General features: G+C 33.5%; 10 protein-coding genes. 7 read left to right on the forward strand and 3 right to left on the reverse strand.

Annotated features, from left to right (window positions below):
* Window positions 1-121: 121 nt before the first annotated feature.
* Window positions 122-1,810 (forward strand): tetratricopeptide repeat-containing sensor histidine kinase, encoded by a 1,689-nt coding sequence (locus FLACHUCJ7_RS14025; protein WP_078226622.1) that lies wholly within the window; start codon window positions 122-124, stop codon window positions 1,808-1,810.
* A 237-nt stretch (window positions 1,811-2,047) separates the two neighbouring features.
* Here the strand turns inward: FLACHUCJ7_RS14025 and FLACHUCJ7_RS14030 are convergent, their stop codons facing one another.
* Entirely contained in the window at window positions 2,048-2,209 is a 162-nt protein-coding gene (locus tag FLACHUCJ7_RS14030) for a hypothetical protein (protein WP_180909304.1), read from the reverse strand.
* A 188-nt stretch (window positions 2,210-2,397) separates the two neighbouring features.
* On the opposite strand from FLACHUCJ7_RS14030, the gene FLACHUCJ7_RS14035 reads away from it, so the two are divergent.
* Window positions 2,398-4,080 carry a tetratricopeptide repeat-containing sensor histidine kinase gene (locus tag FLACHUCJ7_RS14035; protein ID WP_078226620.1) on the forward strand — a complete coding sequence of 561 codons (1,683 nt, stop codon included), beginning with the start codon at window positions 2,398-2,400 and terminating at the stop codon, window positions 4,078-4,080.
* 22 nt (window positions 4,081-4,102) lie between these two features.
* On the opposite strand, the gene FLACHUCJ7_RS14040 is transcribed toward FLACHUCJ7_RS14035, so the two are convergent.
* The gene (locus FLACHUCJ7_RS14040) at window positions 4,103-4,600 is read right to left on the reverse strand and encodes a metallophosphoesterase family protein (RefSeq protein WP_031455748.1); all 498 of its coding nucleotides are present in this window, start codon (window positions 4,598-4,600) and stop codon (window positions 4,103-4,105) included.
* A gap of 171 nt (window positions 4,601-4,771) precedes the next feature.
* Complete coding sequence (locus FLACHUCJ7_RS14045; protein ID WP_078226619.1) at window positions 4,772-6,694, reverse strand: SPFH domain-containing protein; 1,923 nt, start codon at window positions 6,692-6,694, stop codon at window positions 4,772-4,774.
* A 462-nt stretch (window positions 6,695-7,156) separates the two neighbouring features.
* Here FLACHUCJ7_RS14045 and truA point away from each other — a divergent pair, with 462 nt between their 5' ends.
* From truA to FLACHUCJ7_RS14070, 5 genes are all read left to right on the forward strand, one after another.
* Window positions 7,157-7,891 (forward strand): tRNA pseudouridine(38-40) synthase TruA, encoded by a 735-nt coding sequence (truA, locus tag FLACHUCJ7_RS14050; protein ID WP_180909305.1) that lies wholly within the window; start codon window positions 7,157-7,159, stop codon window positions 7,889-7,891.
* A gap of 80 nt (window positions 7,892-7,971) precedes the next feature.
* The gene (locus tag FLACHUCJ7_RS14055; RefSeq protein ID WP_078226617.1) at window positions 7,972-9,726 is read left to right on the forward strand and encodes an ABC transporter ATP-binding protein; all 1,755 of its coding nucleotides are present in this window, start codon (window positions 7,972-7,974) and stop codon (window positions 9,724-9,726) included.
* A gap of 22 nt (window positions 9,727-9,748) precedes the next feature.
* Complete coding sequence (locus tag FLACHUCJ7_RS14060; protein WP_180909306.1) at window positions 9,749-11,329, forward strand: histidine kinase; 1,581 nt, start codon at window positions 9,749-9,751, stop codon at window positions 11,327-11,329.
* A 79-nt stretch (window positions 11,330-11,408) separates the two neighbouring features.
* A complete protein-coding gene (locus FLACHUCJ7_RS14065) occupies window positions 11,409-14,003 on the forward strand; it encodes a zinc-dependent metalloprotease (protein WP_180909307.1) in 2,595 nt (864 codons plus the stop codon).
* Between the two features lie 22 nt (window positions 14,004-14,025).
* Window positions 14,026-17,367: a SusC/RagA family TonB-linked outer membrane protein gene (locus FLACHUCJ7_RS14070; RefSeq protein ID WP_180909308.1), complete on the forward strand. Its 3,342-nt coding sequence runs from the start codon at window positions 14,026-14,028 to the stop codon at window positions 17,365-17,367.

The raw sequence follows: 17,367 nt of genomic DNA on the forward strand, positions 1-17,367 counted from the left end.
ACAGTTAATTTTATAGATTAAAATAAAAATCAGTTTATTATTCAGAAAGCAATTCACTAAATTATTTGGTAACTTGATTTTAAAATTTATAAACAGTATTTTTATCCCCTAATTTTTTAATATGTTGGTTTTTCGCAATTTTATAACTGCCTTCCTGATATTACTTTTTTGTATTCCTGTTACAAGCCAAAAAAAGAGTTTTACAAAAATTGAACTACTAAAACTTTATAACGAAGCTACTAGCAACCTTCATAAAGAAAATTACGAAAAATCGTTAATACAAGCCAGATTACTTTTAAATCATTCACTTCTATCACATGATAACAATTTAATTGGAAAAGCGTATAATATAATTGCCGCTAATTTTGACGGGATATCCGAACCTGAAAAAGCCTTGTTTTATTATCAAAAAAGCCTAATATATGCAGAAAAATCTAATGATTTAGAACTTCAAAACTGGCTTTACAATAATATTGGTAATATTTATTGCTTTGACAAAAAGAAATATGAAAAAGGAGTTTCTTATTACATACGATCATTATACTACAGCAGGGCAATTAAGGATTCCTCACAGGTTTTTTTTACCAAACTTAATATTGCCTGGGCTTATTTTGACATCGGGCGCTTCGCTCAGGGGTATCCTTATCTAAATTACATCAATAAGTACAAGAATAAATACGGCATGAAAACAACTATTGCCGTTACTGATATGCTTAATGCGATGTATTATTCTTATAAAAAAGATAATCTAAAAGCGGATTACTATTTTAAAAAAGGGATAAAGAATGCCATAAAATATGATGAAAAAACCGACTTATCTTTTATACATCAGGAATATTCAAAATTTTTATTCAAAAATAAAAATTTTGAAACTGCCTACAAAAATCTAAGTTCTTATCAGCGAATAACTGAAGAAATCAGTCTTGAAGAAAAAGCCAGAAAAGCAAAAATTGCAGGAATTAATCTTGAAATCGATGAATATAAACGTGAAATTGACAAGATGGGGATTGAAAGCAAAAAAAGAGAAAAATTATTCCATTCTGAAAGCGCCCGTAAAAACAAGATGACAACTATCATCTTATCCTTGTTTCTAATCAGTCTTATATTATTTTACTTTTTTTATCAAAATACAAAACTTAAACAAAAAAACAGAATTAAGGATATTCAGAATAAAATACATCAAAATATAATCAATGCCAGTATCGACGGACAAGAAAACGAACGAAAAAAGATTGCTTTGTTTTTACATGACACCATTAGTGCTTCTTTATCATCGGCAGGAATGCACTTAAATGTTTTTTTATCCCAACACAACGGCCTTCCTCCTGAAATTACTAAAACAAAATTAATTTTAGACGAAACACATGATAAAGTCAGAGACCTTTCACATGATCTTATCCCTACATTATTGGCACGTTTTGGATTATTATATGCTCTTGATGATTTATGTGAAAAATACTCAAATTCAACTTTACATTTTGAATACCTCAATACTATCCCAATAAAGAAAAGATATACTGAAAAATTCGAAACAAGACTCTATTTTATCATTTCAGAACTTTTAAATAACATCATAAAACACAGTGAGGCCAGTAAAGCTAAGGTTTCATTGATTGAGAATAATAATGAAATGATTATTGAAATTACTGATAACGGAAAAGGATTTGATATTAACAAATTTAATTTTGTTGAAGGATTTGGTCTTAATCAAATTAAAGCAAGGATAAATAATTTGAATGGCCAATTTGATGTAAAATCAAAAATCAATGAAGGAACTTCTGTTATGATTAATGTTCCTGTAAATGCTTAAACGAATCTCTTTTCCGGTTCATATATTGTTGAAATGGCAAAAATCTGAATTCATATTTTTACACATTCTTAAAAACTAAAAAAAAAAATACTTTTCGACCTGAGTTCGATTATTCAATAACTTGTTATTTATTATATATCCTGTAAGGATTTTTGAACCTTGTAGTTATGAATACTGATGATAAGATACCTGCAAGATCTTTTTTGAGACCTTGCAGGAACATTAACTGATATAATTTTAGACATCAACTTTTCCTCCTTTATCAATTTTTGTTTCCTCTTCATTTTCTTCTTCTGTATTCTTTTTTTCCTCAGCATCTTCATCTGCAAAAAGAAAAATTATTTCTTCTGACTTGAAGGAATCACTTACTTCGTCTACTTCTAAAAATCTCTTTGACATAATTTTTGGTTTAAATTTAGGTAATACTTCTGAATCATTTTTTTAAAGTTTAAAAACACCTTGAATCAAAACTTTCTATAACAAATATAATATTAAATAGTTACACAAAAACAACTTTTTTTTAGTAAGAATAAATTTATTATTACATTTGAACAAATGTTAAAAAAATGCACTTCAAACTATCATAAATGTATATTACCCGAATTATTTCATTGATTATTATACTAATTTGTTTCAGTACCAGCACTTATTCTCAAGATAAACAGCTATCCAAAGATGGTATTGAAAACTTATTAAACGATGCTACCCAAAATTTTAAGCTTAAAAACTACGAGAAGTCTTTGACAAAATCGAGAAGTGCATTAAAGTATGCCATCAAAATCAATGATAATAATTTAATAGGACGAAGTTACAATTTAATAGGAGCGAATTTTGATGATTTATTCATGCTTGATAAAGCATTAGGATTTTACGTTAAAGCGTTATATTATATTAATAAAACAGACAACAATATATATAAAGCTAAGATTAACAATAATCTGGCGAATATTTATTTTTTCGACAGAAAACAATACAGCAAAGGTATATACCATTATGAAAAAGCTCTTGAGCACAGCAATATTTCATCTGACACATCTGTAATTTATTTTAGAAAACTTAATATTACCTGGGCCTACTTTGAGATTAATAATTTTAACAGGGGATTTCAATATTTAAAATTCCTAAATCAATTTAAACAATATGGGAATGAATCTACAGAGGTTACGTTAAACATGCTAAACGGCGTATATAATGATCATATAAATGATACTGTAAAAGCAAATTCATACTTTTTAAAAGGGATTGAATCAGGCAATAAGAATCATGAAAAATTTGATTTATCCATAACACATAAAAAATATGCTGCTTTTTTGTTTAAAAACAAAAACTACAAAAAAGCTTATGAAAACATATTAGAGTTTAATCGTCTTACCAATGAAATTACTGATTTAGCAAAACAGAAAAAAACAAAATTGATTGGGGTCAACCTTGAATTAGACGAATTTAAACGAGAAGTTGATAAAATAGAAACAGAATACAAAAACAAACAAAAATTATTGCAGGAAGAACAGTCCCGTCATAAAAAAATTTTCACCATAATTGTTGTTTTATTTCTTATTATAACGGTTCTTTTTTACTTTTTTTATCAATATACAAAACTGAAACAAAAAAACAGGATAAAAAATATCCAAAATAAAATACACCAAAATATAATTAATGCCAGTATAGACGGACAGGAAAGTGAACGTAAAAAAATTGCCTTGTTTTTGCACGACACCATCAGTGCCTCCTTATCATCAGCAGGAATGCACTTAAATGTGTTTTTATCCCAAAATGGCGTTGTCCCTGATGAAATCATAAAAACTAAGTTTATCCTGGACGAAACACATGACAAGGTAAGGGACCTATCCCATGATCTCCTGCCTACACTTTTGGTTCGTTTCGGTTTGTTATATGCCTTGGACGATTTATGTGAAAAATACTCAAATTCGAATTTGCACTTTGAATACCTGAATACTATTTCAAACAAAAAAAGATATACCGAAACTTTTGAAACGAGACTTTATTTTATCATTTCAGAACTTCTCAATAATATTATCAAACATAGTGATGCTACTAGGGCTGAAGTTTCGTTATCGGAAAAACCTAATGAATTAGTTATTAAAATTACTGATAACGGAAAAGGTTTTGATATTAAGGATTTTAATTTTGTTGAAGGATTTGGCCTTAATCAGATAAAAGCCAGAATAAACAATCTGAATGGGCATTTTAATGTAAAATCAAAAATAAACGAAGGGACCTCTATTAAAATAACGATTCCCATTAATTAGTAATAAAAACTAGTGTTTTGAGTTAAACTCTCTTATCAATCTCTATAATTTCAAGATCTTTTATTTTGTCTCCTTCAATTACAAAGCGCAGCATCGTTCTTACCTGATGAAAACCACTTTTTCCAGCTGCTCCCGGATTCATGTGTAACAGATTATTTTTTTTGTCAAACATTACTTTTAAAATATGCGAATGCCCGCAAATGAATAATTTGGGAGGATTGTTTTGCATTTCTTCCTTAATAGCAGGATTATATTTTCCGGGATATCCTCCTATGTGCGTAATCCAAACCGAAACTTCTTCGCAGAGAAAACGATTGTGGAGCGGAAATTCTAACCGTGCCTGTGCATCATCGATATTACCATAAACGCAGCGCAGCGGTTTTATTTTTTTTATGGTATCTGTAACATGCAAATCACCAATATCTCCCGCATGCCATACTTCATCGGCTTGGGCGACATATTTTAAAATAGTATCATCAATATGACTGTGCGTATCGGAAAGAAGGAGGATTTTTTTCATTCTGAGAAACTAAGATTCTGGGGTACTAAGATACTGAGATTTTCAATACTATGTTATTCAACAAAAAAATCCGATTGCTTTTACAATCGGATTTTTATATTTATTAGGACGATTCAGTTAGGCTTACTGCTTTACATCTCTACATTATATCCTAAAATAAATTATTGCTTTTTAGGACTTTGGCTTTTTAACGTCTTTCAGATCTTTCGTGTCTTTAGTATCCATCATTTCCATTAGTTTCAAACCCAATAAACCGCTGATAGAACCATCAGATCCTCCGCTTCCGGAAATTAATACGTCTGGAATTACTTTGATGTTTCCTTTACCAATTTCTTCGGTCACTTTATAACGGGTAAAGTTATCTCCACCCATTGCACTCACCTGAAGCTGATACGCTTCAGCTGTTGATTTACCAATTGCCATAATCTTTTCGGCTTCAGCTAAACCTGTTTTTGAGATTCTTTCGGCTTCTGCACTGGCATTTAGTTTAGTTGCTTCGGCCTGTGCTCCTGCTCTGGCTTTTGTAGCCTCGGCTTCAGCATTTGCACGCATTTTTGTAGCTTCGGCTTCAGCGTTTACATTCAGTTTCAAACTGGTTGCATCCCCTTCTGCTTTTTTCACGGTTGCATCGGCAGTTCTTTGTGCGATTTCGACACTCTGAGAAGCACGAACAATCTCTTTCTGCATATCTGCAATCGCAGTTTCTTTTTCCATACCCTGACGCTGTTCCTGTGCCATTTTTTGGGTTTGATACGTTTTTTGTTCTTCTTCGGCTAGTTTTCTATCCGTCAAAGTCTTCATCAACGAATCTGGCGGAACTATGTCTCCAATTAAAGTATCAACTGCATTTACGTTATATTCATCAAGTACTAATTTTATATGGTTTTTAGCAGATTCCTGACGCTCTTTTCTGGTTGTCAGGAACGAAATCACATCGCTGTCCTGAGCCGAATTTCTAAAATAGTTACCAATAGTAGGCTCCAGAACCTGAGAAACCAGATTATTCATGCTTCCAAAACGCGCAATTACTTTTGGTGCTTCAGCTGCAGGAACGTGGATAATCTGTGCTACATCCAGATTAAAAGGGAAACCGTCTTTTGAACGAACCGTAATTGTAGAAAGATTTTTGTCTAAATCATGCGATTCGCTTCGTGCGTTTGCCCAGTTTAGAACCAAATTTGTTGTCGGAACCGGCTCCAGCTTTGTGGTATATTTATTCAAGGCATATTTTCCCGGTCCAAAAGGTTCCATCCAGACACCTCGCTGCCCTTTTGAAACAATATTTCCGTGTTTGAAAGTGTCCCCGGTAACATCCTGACCATCTTCACCAATATATGAAATCACTACACCAACATAACCAATCGGCACATCAGTCATTGGGTTTTGCTCAATTAAAATTCCCCAGGTATTGATGTAATAAGAACCTGCCAGCATAACCTGAGGCTGTAAACCACGATTTCCGCCATGTTCAAGAAACTTATCAAAATCCTGAAAGTTATTATGTCCTTCGACAAATTTACCCGCAATCTGCCCTTGCGGGATCGGCTCTCCATCAAGTGCCGTTACGATACCAATCATGTTTTCGTAAATCTTGATTTGATCTGCAATTACAATTTCGAACAGGAAAGTATTAATACGATATGACCCTGTGGTAATAAAAGCCGTCTGACGCCCTTTTTGACCTCCATTGTTCAGGAAAGCTGTAGCATCCTGAAAATTGTCACTTTCTACTTTTCTGGCCAGGATTCGTCCGGTTGGAATTTCCTTTCCGTCTTTACTTAAAACCAATCCGATTTTACCTTCCGGAATAAGTGTAAATCCGGTCATATCGATTGAATATTGCCAGATCCACATTCCCCAGTACAAACCCGGAGCCAATGTTTGTGCCTGATAACCCGCTTCGCCTTTTGTGGCAATTATACGGCCATCCGGCAATGATTTGTCTGCACCAAACAGAACGAATTTTTTGGTCACTAAACCAATTCTGTCTTCTGGAACGATAACCATTCCGAAGAAAACACGCAAAATAAATTTGTAAAAAACAATGGCAAATAAAATTAAAATTATCCACCAGTAAGAAGTAATTTCATTCATGATTATTAGTTATTTAGACTACAAACATAACAGAAATATTTCCTGTTAAAATTAAAAAATTTTAAAATTAACATTTGGCGTTTTATGCTTAAAAATGTTAAAAAATGGTTTTAATTATATCGTTGGAATTGTCAATTTCTGACACGATTTTTAGCCAAACAAACTATGATTTGCATTTTAGGTTTTAAAGGATTTTAACAAAGTTTCTGAGATTCTAAAATACTATGGCTATCCATTTTTGTTTTTGGATTTGATTCTGATTGATATTAATCTATTTTTTCATTTATATCAAAATATTATACCTATATAAGTGTGATTTTCTAATCTGGGGTTAGACACACTACTGTACTCCTCTACAAAATAAACGAGACGAAAAACCTTTGCATCTCTGAACCTTTGCATCTTTGTCCTCTAAAAAGAAAAAACCTTTGTACCTTTGCACCTCAGAACCTCTACCTTAAAATGAGATATTTTATTCAATTTGCTTATAACGGCACCCATTATCATGGATGGCAGTTTCAGCCCAATGCCCCTTCAGTACAGGAAACTTTAAACAAAGGGCTTTCTGTTTTACTGAATTCTACAATAAATGTAATGGGCGCCGGAAGAACAGATACGGGAGTTCATGCTTCTGAAATGTATGGCCATTTTGATTTTGAAAATCCTATTGAAGTTCCGCTTTTGGTGCACAAACTCAATTCGTATTTACCCAAGGATATTGCAATTTTTGACATTATATTGCTGCATGATGATGCGCATTGCCGATTTGATGCCACTAAAAGAACCTACGAATATCATATCAATACGGTTAAAAATCCATTTTTAGAAGGATTAAGCTGGTATGTAAATCAGAAACTGGATGTGGATTTAATGAATGAGGCTGCACAGATTTTACTGAAACATACCGATTTTCAGTGTTTTTCGAAAGTAAATACCGATGTTAACACATTTGATTGCACGGTTTTTGAAGCGTACTGGAAGCAGGAAAAAAGCAAACTGGTTTTTACCATTTCGGCGAATCGGTTTTTACGAAATATGGTTCGGGCGATTGTCGGAACTTTAATTAATATAGGTTTACATAAAATTACACTGGCAGATTTTGAAAATATCATTGCCAGCAAAAGCAGAGAAAAAGCCGGTTTTTCAGTTCCGGCACATGGATTATATTTAACTGATATTTATTACGACTATCTATAGCTTTAAGCTTTAGGCTTTAGGCAATAAGCTTCAACTTTATGCCTAAAACCTAAAACTTAAAGCCTAAAGCTTAAAAATAAATGAAAGCAAAAGCATTTGATACCGGATTATTCAAACGGATTTTAAAATATACCAAACCTTATAAATGGCGTTATTACGGCGTTATTATTTTTGCGGTTTCGCTGTCGGTTTTTGCGGCGCTTCGCCCCTATTTACTGAAACAAACTGTAGATGGCTATATCAAAACGCATGATAAGCAGGGCTTGCTTCTATACATAATTTTAATGGGTGCTGTACTTTTGATGGAGGTTTTTTCACAGTTTTATTTTGTTTTTTGGGCTAATTGGCTGGGACAGGATATTGTAAAAGATATTCGAAATAAGCTTTTCAAACACATTTTAAGCTTTAGAATGAAATATTTTGATTTGGTCCCTGTGGGTCAACTGGTTACCAGATCTGTTTCGGATATTGAATCAATTGCGCGTATTTTCAGTCAGGGATTATTTATGATTATAAGTGATTTGATGAAAATGCTTGTTGTACTGATTTTTATGTTTTATATGAACTGGAAACTTACTTGGATTGTTGTGGTTGCTATGCCGATTCTGGTGTATGTTACCCGAATTTTTCAGCGTAAAATGCAAGTAGCTTTTGAGGAAGTAAGAACGCAGATTGCCAACATGAATTCATTTGTTCAGGAACGTGTAACGGGAATGAAAATCGTTCAGCTATTTAACCGGGAGAAAATTGAAGCGGAAAATTTCAGAGCTATAAATGACAAACACAGAGTTGCGTGGATTAAAACAATCTTGTACAACTCAATCTTCTTTCCGATTGCCGATATTATTTCGTCGATTGCTTTAGGTCTCGTTGTGGTTTTTGGGGGTTTTAAAATTTTAAACGGAGATCATTTTACCACTTTTGGAGATTTATTTTCTTATACCATGTTTATAGGTATGCTTTTTAATCCGTTACGTCAGATTGCGGATAAATTCAATGAGATGCAATTAGGAATGATTGCTGCCAATCGTGTTTTTGATATTATCGATACGCAGGATCATATTCAGGACACAGGAACTTTGGAAGCTCCTATTTTTGAAGGCAGTATTGAATTTAAGAAAGTTCGTTTTAGCTATATTCCGGAAGAAGAAGTTATAAAAGGTATTGATTTGTCTGTAGCTTCCGGACAAACTGTTGCCATTGTAGGATCGACCGGAGCCGGAAAATCAACTATAATAAATCTGTTGAATCGCTTTTACGAAATTAATAGCGGAACGATTTTTATTGATGGGGAAAATATTGAAAATTATACCTTGGCATCTTTACGTAAACAAATTGCTGTGGTTTTGCAGGATGTATTTTTGTTTGCTGATACTATCTATAATAATATTACTTTGCATAATCCGGAAATTACCCGTGAGCAGGTTCTGGATGCTGCCAAAAAAATTGGCGTTCACGATTTTATTATGAGCCTGCCGGATAATTATGATTTTGATGTAAAGGAACGCGGTGTAATGCTTTCATCCGGACAAAGGCAGCTAATTGCGTTTTTGCGTTCGTATGTGAGTAACCCGAGTATTTTGATTTTGGATGAAGCTACCTCTTCAATCGACACCTATTCTGAAGAATTGATTCAGCGCGCTACAGAAACCATTACCAAAGGCCGGACTTCTATTGTTATTGCCCACCGTCTGGCAACTATTGTTAATGCAGATAAAATTGTTGTTATGGACAAAGGGATGATTGTAGAACAAGGCACACATCAGGAGTTATTAACTAAAGCTAATGGTTATTATAAAAACCTGTACGACTCGCAATTTTCGGTTGCAAATTAGAACACTCCTATATATACTTCTTTTGAAATTTAAATTAAAAAAAATAACATCCAGACGTGCTTTCGTAATTTACTTAGTCGTCTCTATTCTTATTACGGTCTCTTCTGTGTATATATTGAGTAATTTGATTACTGATCTTACCGAAAAAGCAAATGAAGAGACAGCGCAGCGTAACTTCCTTAAAAAACAGGAATTCTTTTCGCAGGAGTTTTCAAAACTGCTGGAGCAGGAAAACCGAATAAAGCGTGTTTTAAAAATTAGTAATCCGGAGAATTTATCTTCTAACTTAAAGGTTTTATCCTCGGTACAGACGACCAATTCTTTGATAGTGAATAACTGGTTTCAGATTAACAATGAAAAAATTCAGCTCGCAACTGATTCTATTTCTGATACTGAAAAAAAAGATGTCGAAAACTTTATCCTTAACAACAAAAACACTCATCATATTAATACTGTTTTTCTGCAGGGAAAAGAATGGGTTTGGAGAATTTATTTTAAACTCACTTCCAAGAACAAAGTAGTTCGTTATGGTTGTGATATCAATTTAAAAAAACTTCACGATTATTTTTCTAAAGTAGACAAGTCCAGGTCGGCAACAAATTATGCTTTCATTTTTGATAAATCAGGAAGATGTATTTATCACCCGGAATCTAACTTTATAGGAAAAAATATTTATGAGATTTCTTCTACCAGATCAATTGACACCATTTTTAATAAAAAGCAGGATTTTGTAAAAAGAGTTACGATGTCTGAATATTTAGGACTGCATGTTATACGATTTACAAAAAAACTAGATCTTAAAAATTCAAATTGGTTTATATGCGTTAATTTTCCAAAAAATGTTATTGACGAAAATGTGACGCTGATAAAAAAATATTCTACTTGGATTTATTCGATTACAACTGTAATGCTTTTGCTAATATTTTATTTATTCTCTTATGCCAACAGACGTGCCTACAGGGAAAAAGGAATCGCCATTAAAGAAAAAAACAGACTGCTTGTTGAGAACGAAAAAATTGTAAAAGAAAAAGCTCTGATCCAGCTTCAGCAATTAAAGGAGCAGATCAATCCGCATTTTTTGTTTAATTCGCTCAATTCATTATATATGCTAATGGTAAGCGATGTTAAAACTGCGCAGAAATTCACCCTGAATTTATCCCGCATTTACCGCTACTTAATTGACCCGCCTGCCAAAAACATAGTAAGGTTAAAAGATGAATTATTATTTATCGAAAAATATATCTTTTTACAGCAAACCCGATTTAAAGAAGAATTGTTTTTTTCTATAAAAATTGAAGACGAACCGGCTTTGGAAAAATTTATTCCGTATCTGGCTTTTCAGGTAGTGGTCGAAAATGCTATTAAGCATAATATGGCAACACAGGAAAATCCTTTGACTACACATATTTTAATTCAGAAAGATCAGGTTATTATTAGTAACAATCTTCAAAAAAAGGTTCACAGTGAACCCAGCGCTAATTTTGGCTTAAAATACCTGTCGAGTGTCTATACATTTTATTCCAGAACCAATTTTGAAACCTCAGAAAAAGACGGCAATTTCGTATGTATTCTGCCATTAATATCCATTCACTCCGAAAAATAAGCCATTCACTCCCTTTCCTTTTTTATTTGAGTACGAAAGAAATATTTTCGCGCTAAAATTAACCTAAAATTAACAACAAATGAGGGAAAAGGCATTCCTGCATCATGTAAAATTATTCTGTTTATTAATTTTATTATTGTTCATTCCTGTGACGGTTCTTTCACAAAAGAAAAAGAAAAAAGACGCAGAGACAGAACTCATAAAAAAAGATTCTACTGACTCAAAAAAAGGAAAAAAATACAGTGACCTTATAAAAAAGGGTACAATTAAAAAAGGACTATTCAATATTATTCAGGTTAAAACCGATGTCTATTTTGAAATTCAGGATAGTTTATTTAAAAGAGAATTCCTGGTTGTAAACAAATTATCTCAGGTTCCTTTTCAAATCAACGAATCCGGATTAAACAAAGGAATGAATTACGAAAATAAAGTCATTTCCTTTTATAAAGATACTATTGCAAAGAAAGTTTGGGTTAAATCGTATGTTCCTAAAGTTTCTTCTCCTAAAGAAGATGCCATCACAGCATCTGTAATTGATAATTTCTCTGAATCTATAATCGAAGTTTTTGACATTGAAACCAAAAACAACGATTCGAGCGCAGTCGTTATTAAAGTAAACAAGATTTTCGACGGAAAACAAAAAAGTTTCAACGATGTTTTGAACAACATTGGTCTTAGCAGTTCTGTTAAATCTGAACTTTCCTATATCGAAGCATTAAAATCTTTTCCTAAAAACATTGTTGTAAAATCGCAGCTTACAACTTCAATCAGTGATGGCGGACCGGCATTACCGATTACGCTTGGTGTGACAAGTAATATTATTTTATTGGATAAAACTCCAATGAAACCACGTTTTTCTGATAACCGAATTGGCTTCTTTACCGAAAAGCATTGGTATTTTTCCGATGCACAGCAGGCAATGCTTGAAAAAGAATTGATTACCCGCTGGCGTTTAGAACCAAAGAAAGAAGATGAAGAACGTTATTTGAAAGGTGAATTAGTAGCCCCTAAAAAGCCAATCGTGTATTATATTGATCCATCGACCCCCAAGCAATGGAGAAAATATATCATTGACGGTGTTCACGATTGGCAAGTGGCCTTTGAAAGAGCAGGATTTAAAAATGCTATTATAGCAAAAGAACCTACTGAGGAAGATTTAGATTTTGATATTGATGATGTACGTTACTCAGTTATTACCTATGCTGCATCTCCAAAAGCGAATGCTATGGGACCATCTGTAGTTGATCCAAGAAGCGGTGAAATTATCGAGGCCGATATTATCTGGTGGCACAATGTTATGACTTCGCTTCACAGCTGGATGCGTATTCAGACTGGGGCAATCGACCCAAAAGCAAGAGGAAACAAATTTAGTGATGAACACATGGGTGAAGCGATTCGTTTTGTATCGTCTCACGAAGTTGGACACACATTTGGTTTAAAACACAATATGGGTGCTTCTTTTGCTTATGATGTTGAGTCTTTACGTTCTAAAGAATTTACGGCAAAAATGGGCGGCACTGCTCCTTCTATCATGGATTATGCCCGATACAATTATGTAGCACAGCCGGAAGATAACGTCACTGTAATTACCCCAAAAATTGGTGAGTACGACAAATACGCAATCGAATGGGGTTACAGATGGTACGGTCCGAACGAAAATGAAACGGCAAGACTAAACGAAGCTATTACAAAACATCAAAACGACCCGATTTATTTTTATGGTGAGCAGCAAGGTGCTGCAATTGACCCTCGTTCACAGTCTGAAGATTTAGGAAACGATGCTGTAAAAGCAAGCGAATACGGTTTGAAAAACTTAAAACGTGTTGTAGATAATATCTTAAACTGGACCTACGATAAAGATCAGTCTTACTACGAAACCGGTAAACTATATATTGAAGCTATCGGACAATGGCAAACGTACAATGGTCATGTATTGACCAATATTGGCGGTATTTACTTAAACACAACTGTTCACGGCGATAACAAACAAAGTTATGTTCCGGTTCCTGCAGCAATGCAAAAAAGAGCAGCCGATTATTTAGCTAAAAATGTACTTACGATTCCGCAGTGGTTGTTTTTCAATGACATTACAGACAAAACAAATCCTCTGAAAGATTCTCCTCTTGGGCCTTATGAGTACACGCCATACACACTGTCAAGAGGATTACAATATGATGTTATCTATAGTTTATTCAGTGATGATCGTTTGCTTCGAATGACAGAAAACGAATTATATCAGCGAAATAAAACCAATGAGAAAGTTTTTACCGTAAATGAGTTGTTTAAAAAAATGCATCAGAATGTATTTGCAGGAACTATCCAAAACAAATCACTTACTATTCTGGAGCGTATGACACAAAAGAATTATGTAGATGTTTTAATTGTTTCGACAAATAAATTATTTGAAAAAACGGATGCTAAAAAAACAATCCAAATACAAGAAACATTACAAATGCCTCATTTATGTTCTTTAAATGATGCACATATGGCGAGAAACATTAATAATTCTTTCTTAAAAAGAGTTACAGAAGTAACTTCAGATAAAAAAGGAGAATTAACAAAAGTGCTACAGTTAGTAAAACTAAAAAAGAGTACAGGAGATCTATCCACCCAAAACCATTACCTCGATTTGATACAACGAATCGACAAAGCTTTGAATACCACAACCTTTTAATACATAACACAATTTCAAAAACATGAAAAAAATTTTACATGCCTTACTGCTGTTCCTGGCCATCGCAGGATACTCGCAGGAAACCCGAACCATTACGGGAATAATACTTGACGAGAGTGATAAGTCCCCTATTCCGGGAGCTTCTATTTTTGTCGAAAACAATTCGATTTCCAACAAAACTTCAATGGCTGGAATTATCGAGAGTTCCACTATCGGAACTACTACTGATTTTGACGGTAAATTTCAATTAAGAATAGCAAAAAATGTCACTTCCCTGAGAGTAACTTTTATGGGATATGTTTCTTACACTTTAGATCTTTCTGCCCAGAAAGATTATACTATCAATTTAAAGTCTGAAACAGCAAAACTTCAGGAGGTTGTAGTAACCGGTTACCAAAAAATTGAGAAAAGAAAACTTACTGCAGCGGTTAGTAAGATTGACATGGCTTCTATCCAGCAGACAGGTGTTTCCAGTATCGACCAGTTATTGGTAGGGCAAATTGCCGGTGTTGCTGTAAGTACACCATCCGGAGCGCCTGGAGCACCTGCCAGAATCAGAATCAGGGGTACAGCTTCTCTAAGCGGTACACAAGATCCGTTATGGGTACTTGACGGATTGCCATTAGAAGGAAATGAAGTTCCTAAAAATTTTGACAAAGATAACATCGATGTATTAAGCAACTACTCTATTTCTGGTTTAAACCCTGATGACATTAAAGATATTACCATTTTAAAAGATGCCGCTGCAACAGCTATTTATGGTGCACGTGCTGCAAATGGTGTAATCGTTGTTACTACCAAAAAAGGTAAAGCTGGTAAAATGGTGGTTAGCTTTAATACCAACGTATTTATTACTCAAAGACCTGACTTTGCTAAATTAAACTTAATGAACGCAAACGAAAAAGTTGATTTAGAGCTTAACATGGCGAGCCGTTCTGATTTGACATACAGAAACTCTGGAGGAGAAATTGCCCGTATCTTAAACGGATCAAATGAATTAGCAGCTTTCAGATCAGGTGGATTCTCTTCTTTGAGTCCTGCAACACAACAATCTATCAATGATTTAAGAAATAACAATACAAACTGGGGTAACTTATTATACCAAAATGCGGTGAATACACAGCATGGTTTGAGCTTATCTGGCGGTGGAGAAAAATCGGATTACTATTTCTCTTTAGGATACTACGATGAAAAAGGAACAACGGTTGGAACTGGTTTCAAACGTTACAACTTAACCTTAAAAAATAACTTTGAAATAACGGACAAATTCAAAGTTGGTGTTGGTATTTTTGGTTCTGAAAGTAAAAATATTTCTTACTTAACAGATACAGATGCATTTACAAATCCTGCAAATTACTCAAGAAACGTAAATCCATATTTAACTCCATATAATGCTGATGGAAGCTATAAATATGATCAGGATATTTCAGGTTATTCAGATCGTTATGTTCCTTTCAACTTTTTAGAAGAAAGAGCAAACACCTCTTACGAATTAAAAAACAGAGCTGTAAAAGCTTTATTGGATGCTGAATATAAACTTACAACAGACTTAAAAGTAACTTCTCAGTTAGGTTTGCAGTTAGACAATACATCAAGCGAAAAATTTGCTGATAAAGACACCTATTATACTAGAAAGCAAAAAGAAAAATCACGTTATTTTTCAAACGGATCTTATAAATATTTTCTTCCGGAAGGTGGTATAATCCAAAACTCAAACACTGACTTTTTCCAGTATAACCTAAAAACAATGGTGAATTACTCTAAAAAAATAGGAGAGAAACATGAAATTGAGGCAATGATTGGTAACGAGTTAAGAAGAAACTACAATACTATTATTTCAACAAAAGGTTTTGGTTATGATAAAAACAATTTAACTACACAACAAATTATTTTCCCTAACCCTGCAGATGCAACTGAAGCGAATTACAGAACATATACAAAATCTGAGAACGAAAATGCTTTTGCGTCTTTCTTCGCTACAGCTTCTTATACTTATGATAGAAAATATAGTGTATTTGGAAGTGTTCGATACGATGGTTCTGACTTATTTGGTGTAGATCCTAAATATAAATATTTACCACTTTGGTCAACATCTGCTTCATGGGCAGTTTCTGAAGAAGATTTCTTAAAAGACAACTTAACATTATCTAACTTAAGACTTCGTGCTTCTTACGGTTTACAAGGAAATATTGACAAAGGTACTTCGCCTTTTGTAGTAGGTAAAAACAGTACAACGATTATTCTTCCTGGTCAGACAGAACCAACAATTGTTGTTGAAAGTCCTCCAAACGATAAATTACGTTGGGAAAAAACAGAAAATATCAACCTTGGTACTGATATTGGATTATTTAACAACCGTATCAGCATTGTTACTGATTTATACAAAAGAAAAAGTACTGACTTAATTGGCTTTAGATCTATTCCATTAGAAAATGGATTTGAATATACTAACATGAACTGGGCACAAGTAAGTAATAAAGGTTACGAAATCACTTTATCTACAAAAAACATTGACCATCCAAACTTTAAATGGAATACAAGTATTAACTTTTCTCACAACAAAAGTAATGTAGACCGTTTAGAAGTAAGAGATAATAACTTATTGCCAAATCAGGAAGGTTATGCTGTAAACGCTGTATTTGGATTTAAAACAAATGGAATTGATGAAAATGGTTACCCATTATTCGTAAACAAAAAAGGAGAAACTGTTAATGCACAAACTTTCTTCGGATTATACGATCCTTATGCTGATTTCTTTCCAGGTGTAATTTCAGACACAAGATTAACTCCTGCTGAATTTAGAGATTTATTCGTTTATTTAGGAGACAAAGACCCTAAGTTTACTGGTGGTATTACAAATACTTTTAAAGTAAGTAATTTTGACCTTGCAATTGCTGCATCATTTAACATTAAACAAACAGTTTTAAAGAATCCTCCATACAATGGAACTCAGGTTGACAGAGGACAAAACTACAGTAGAGATATTTTGAATGCATGGTCACCAACAAATACATCATCTAACTTACCCGGAATTACAAGTGAGACAAGTGGTTCTGGTGATTCATGGATGGCTTACCAATATTTTTCAACAGGAGGAGCTGCAGTTCCGATTGTTAATTATTTAGATACATGGGCTAGTGAAATGAGTTATATGAGATTAAGCAGTGTCCGCTTAGGTTATACATTCCCTAAAGCATTTACAGATCAAATCAATATTACGAGTATCAGATTCAATATTGAGGCAAGAAACTTATTCGTAATTAGTTCTGATTACAAAGGCTACTTTGACCCGGAAACTTTCGGAAACATTTATGCACAACCAGTTCCTAAGTCATTTACTTTAGGATGTAATGTAACTTTCTAA

Origin of the sequence: Flavobacterium salmonis (genome assembly GCF_903819435.1) — a bacterium.
Lineage (GTDB): Bacteria > Bacteroidota > Bacteroidia > Flavobacteriales > Flavobacteriaceae > Flavobacterium > Flavobacterium chungangense.

Bases quoted from the DNA above. Each gene is read 5' to 3' on its own strand.
- FLACHUCJ7_RS14025 (WP_078226622.1), top strand. From the start codon at position 122: ATGTTGGTTTTTCGCAATTTTATAACTGCCTTCCTGATATTACTTTTT.
- FLACHUCJ7_RS14030 (WP_180909304.1), bottom strand. From the start codon at position 2,209: ATGTCAAAGAGATTTTTAGAAGTAGACGAAGTAAGTGATTCCTTCAAG.
- FLACHUCJ7_RS14035 (WP_078226620.1), top strand. From the start codon at position 2,398: ATGTATATTACCCGAATTATTTCATTGATTATTATACTAATTTGTTTC.
- FLACHUCJ7_RS14040 (WP_031455748.1), bottom strand. From the start codon at position 4,600: ATGAAAAAAATCCTCCTTCTTTCCGATACGCACAGTCATATTGATGAT.
- FLACHUCJ7_RS14045 (WP_078226619.1), bottom strand. From the start codon at position 6,694: ATGAATGAAATTACTTCTTACTGGTGGATAATTTTAATTTTATTTGCC.
- truA (WP_180909305.1), top strand. From the start codon at position 7,157: ATGAGATATTTTATTCAATTTGCTTATAACGGCACCCATTATCATGGA.
- FLACHUCJ7_RS14055 (WP_078226617.1), top strand. From the start codon at position 7,972: ATGAAAGCAAAAGCATTTGATACCGGATTATTCAAACGGATTTTAAAA.
- FLACHUCJ7_RS14065 (WP_180909307.1), top strand. From the start codon at position 11,409: ATGAGGGAAAAGGCATTCCTGCATCATGTAAAATTATTCTGTTTATTA.
- FLACHUCJ7_RS14070 (WP_180909308.1), top strand. From the start codon at position 14,026: ATGAAAAAAATTTTACATGCCTTACTGCTGTTCCTGGCCATCGCAGGA.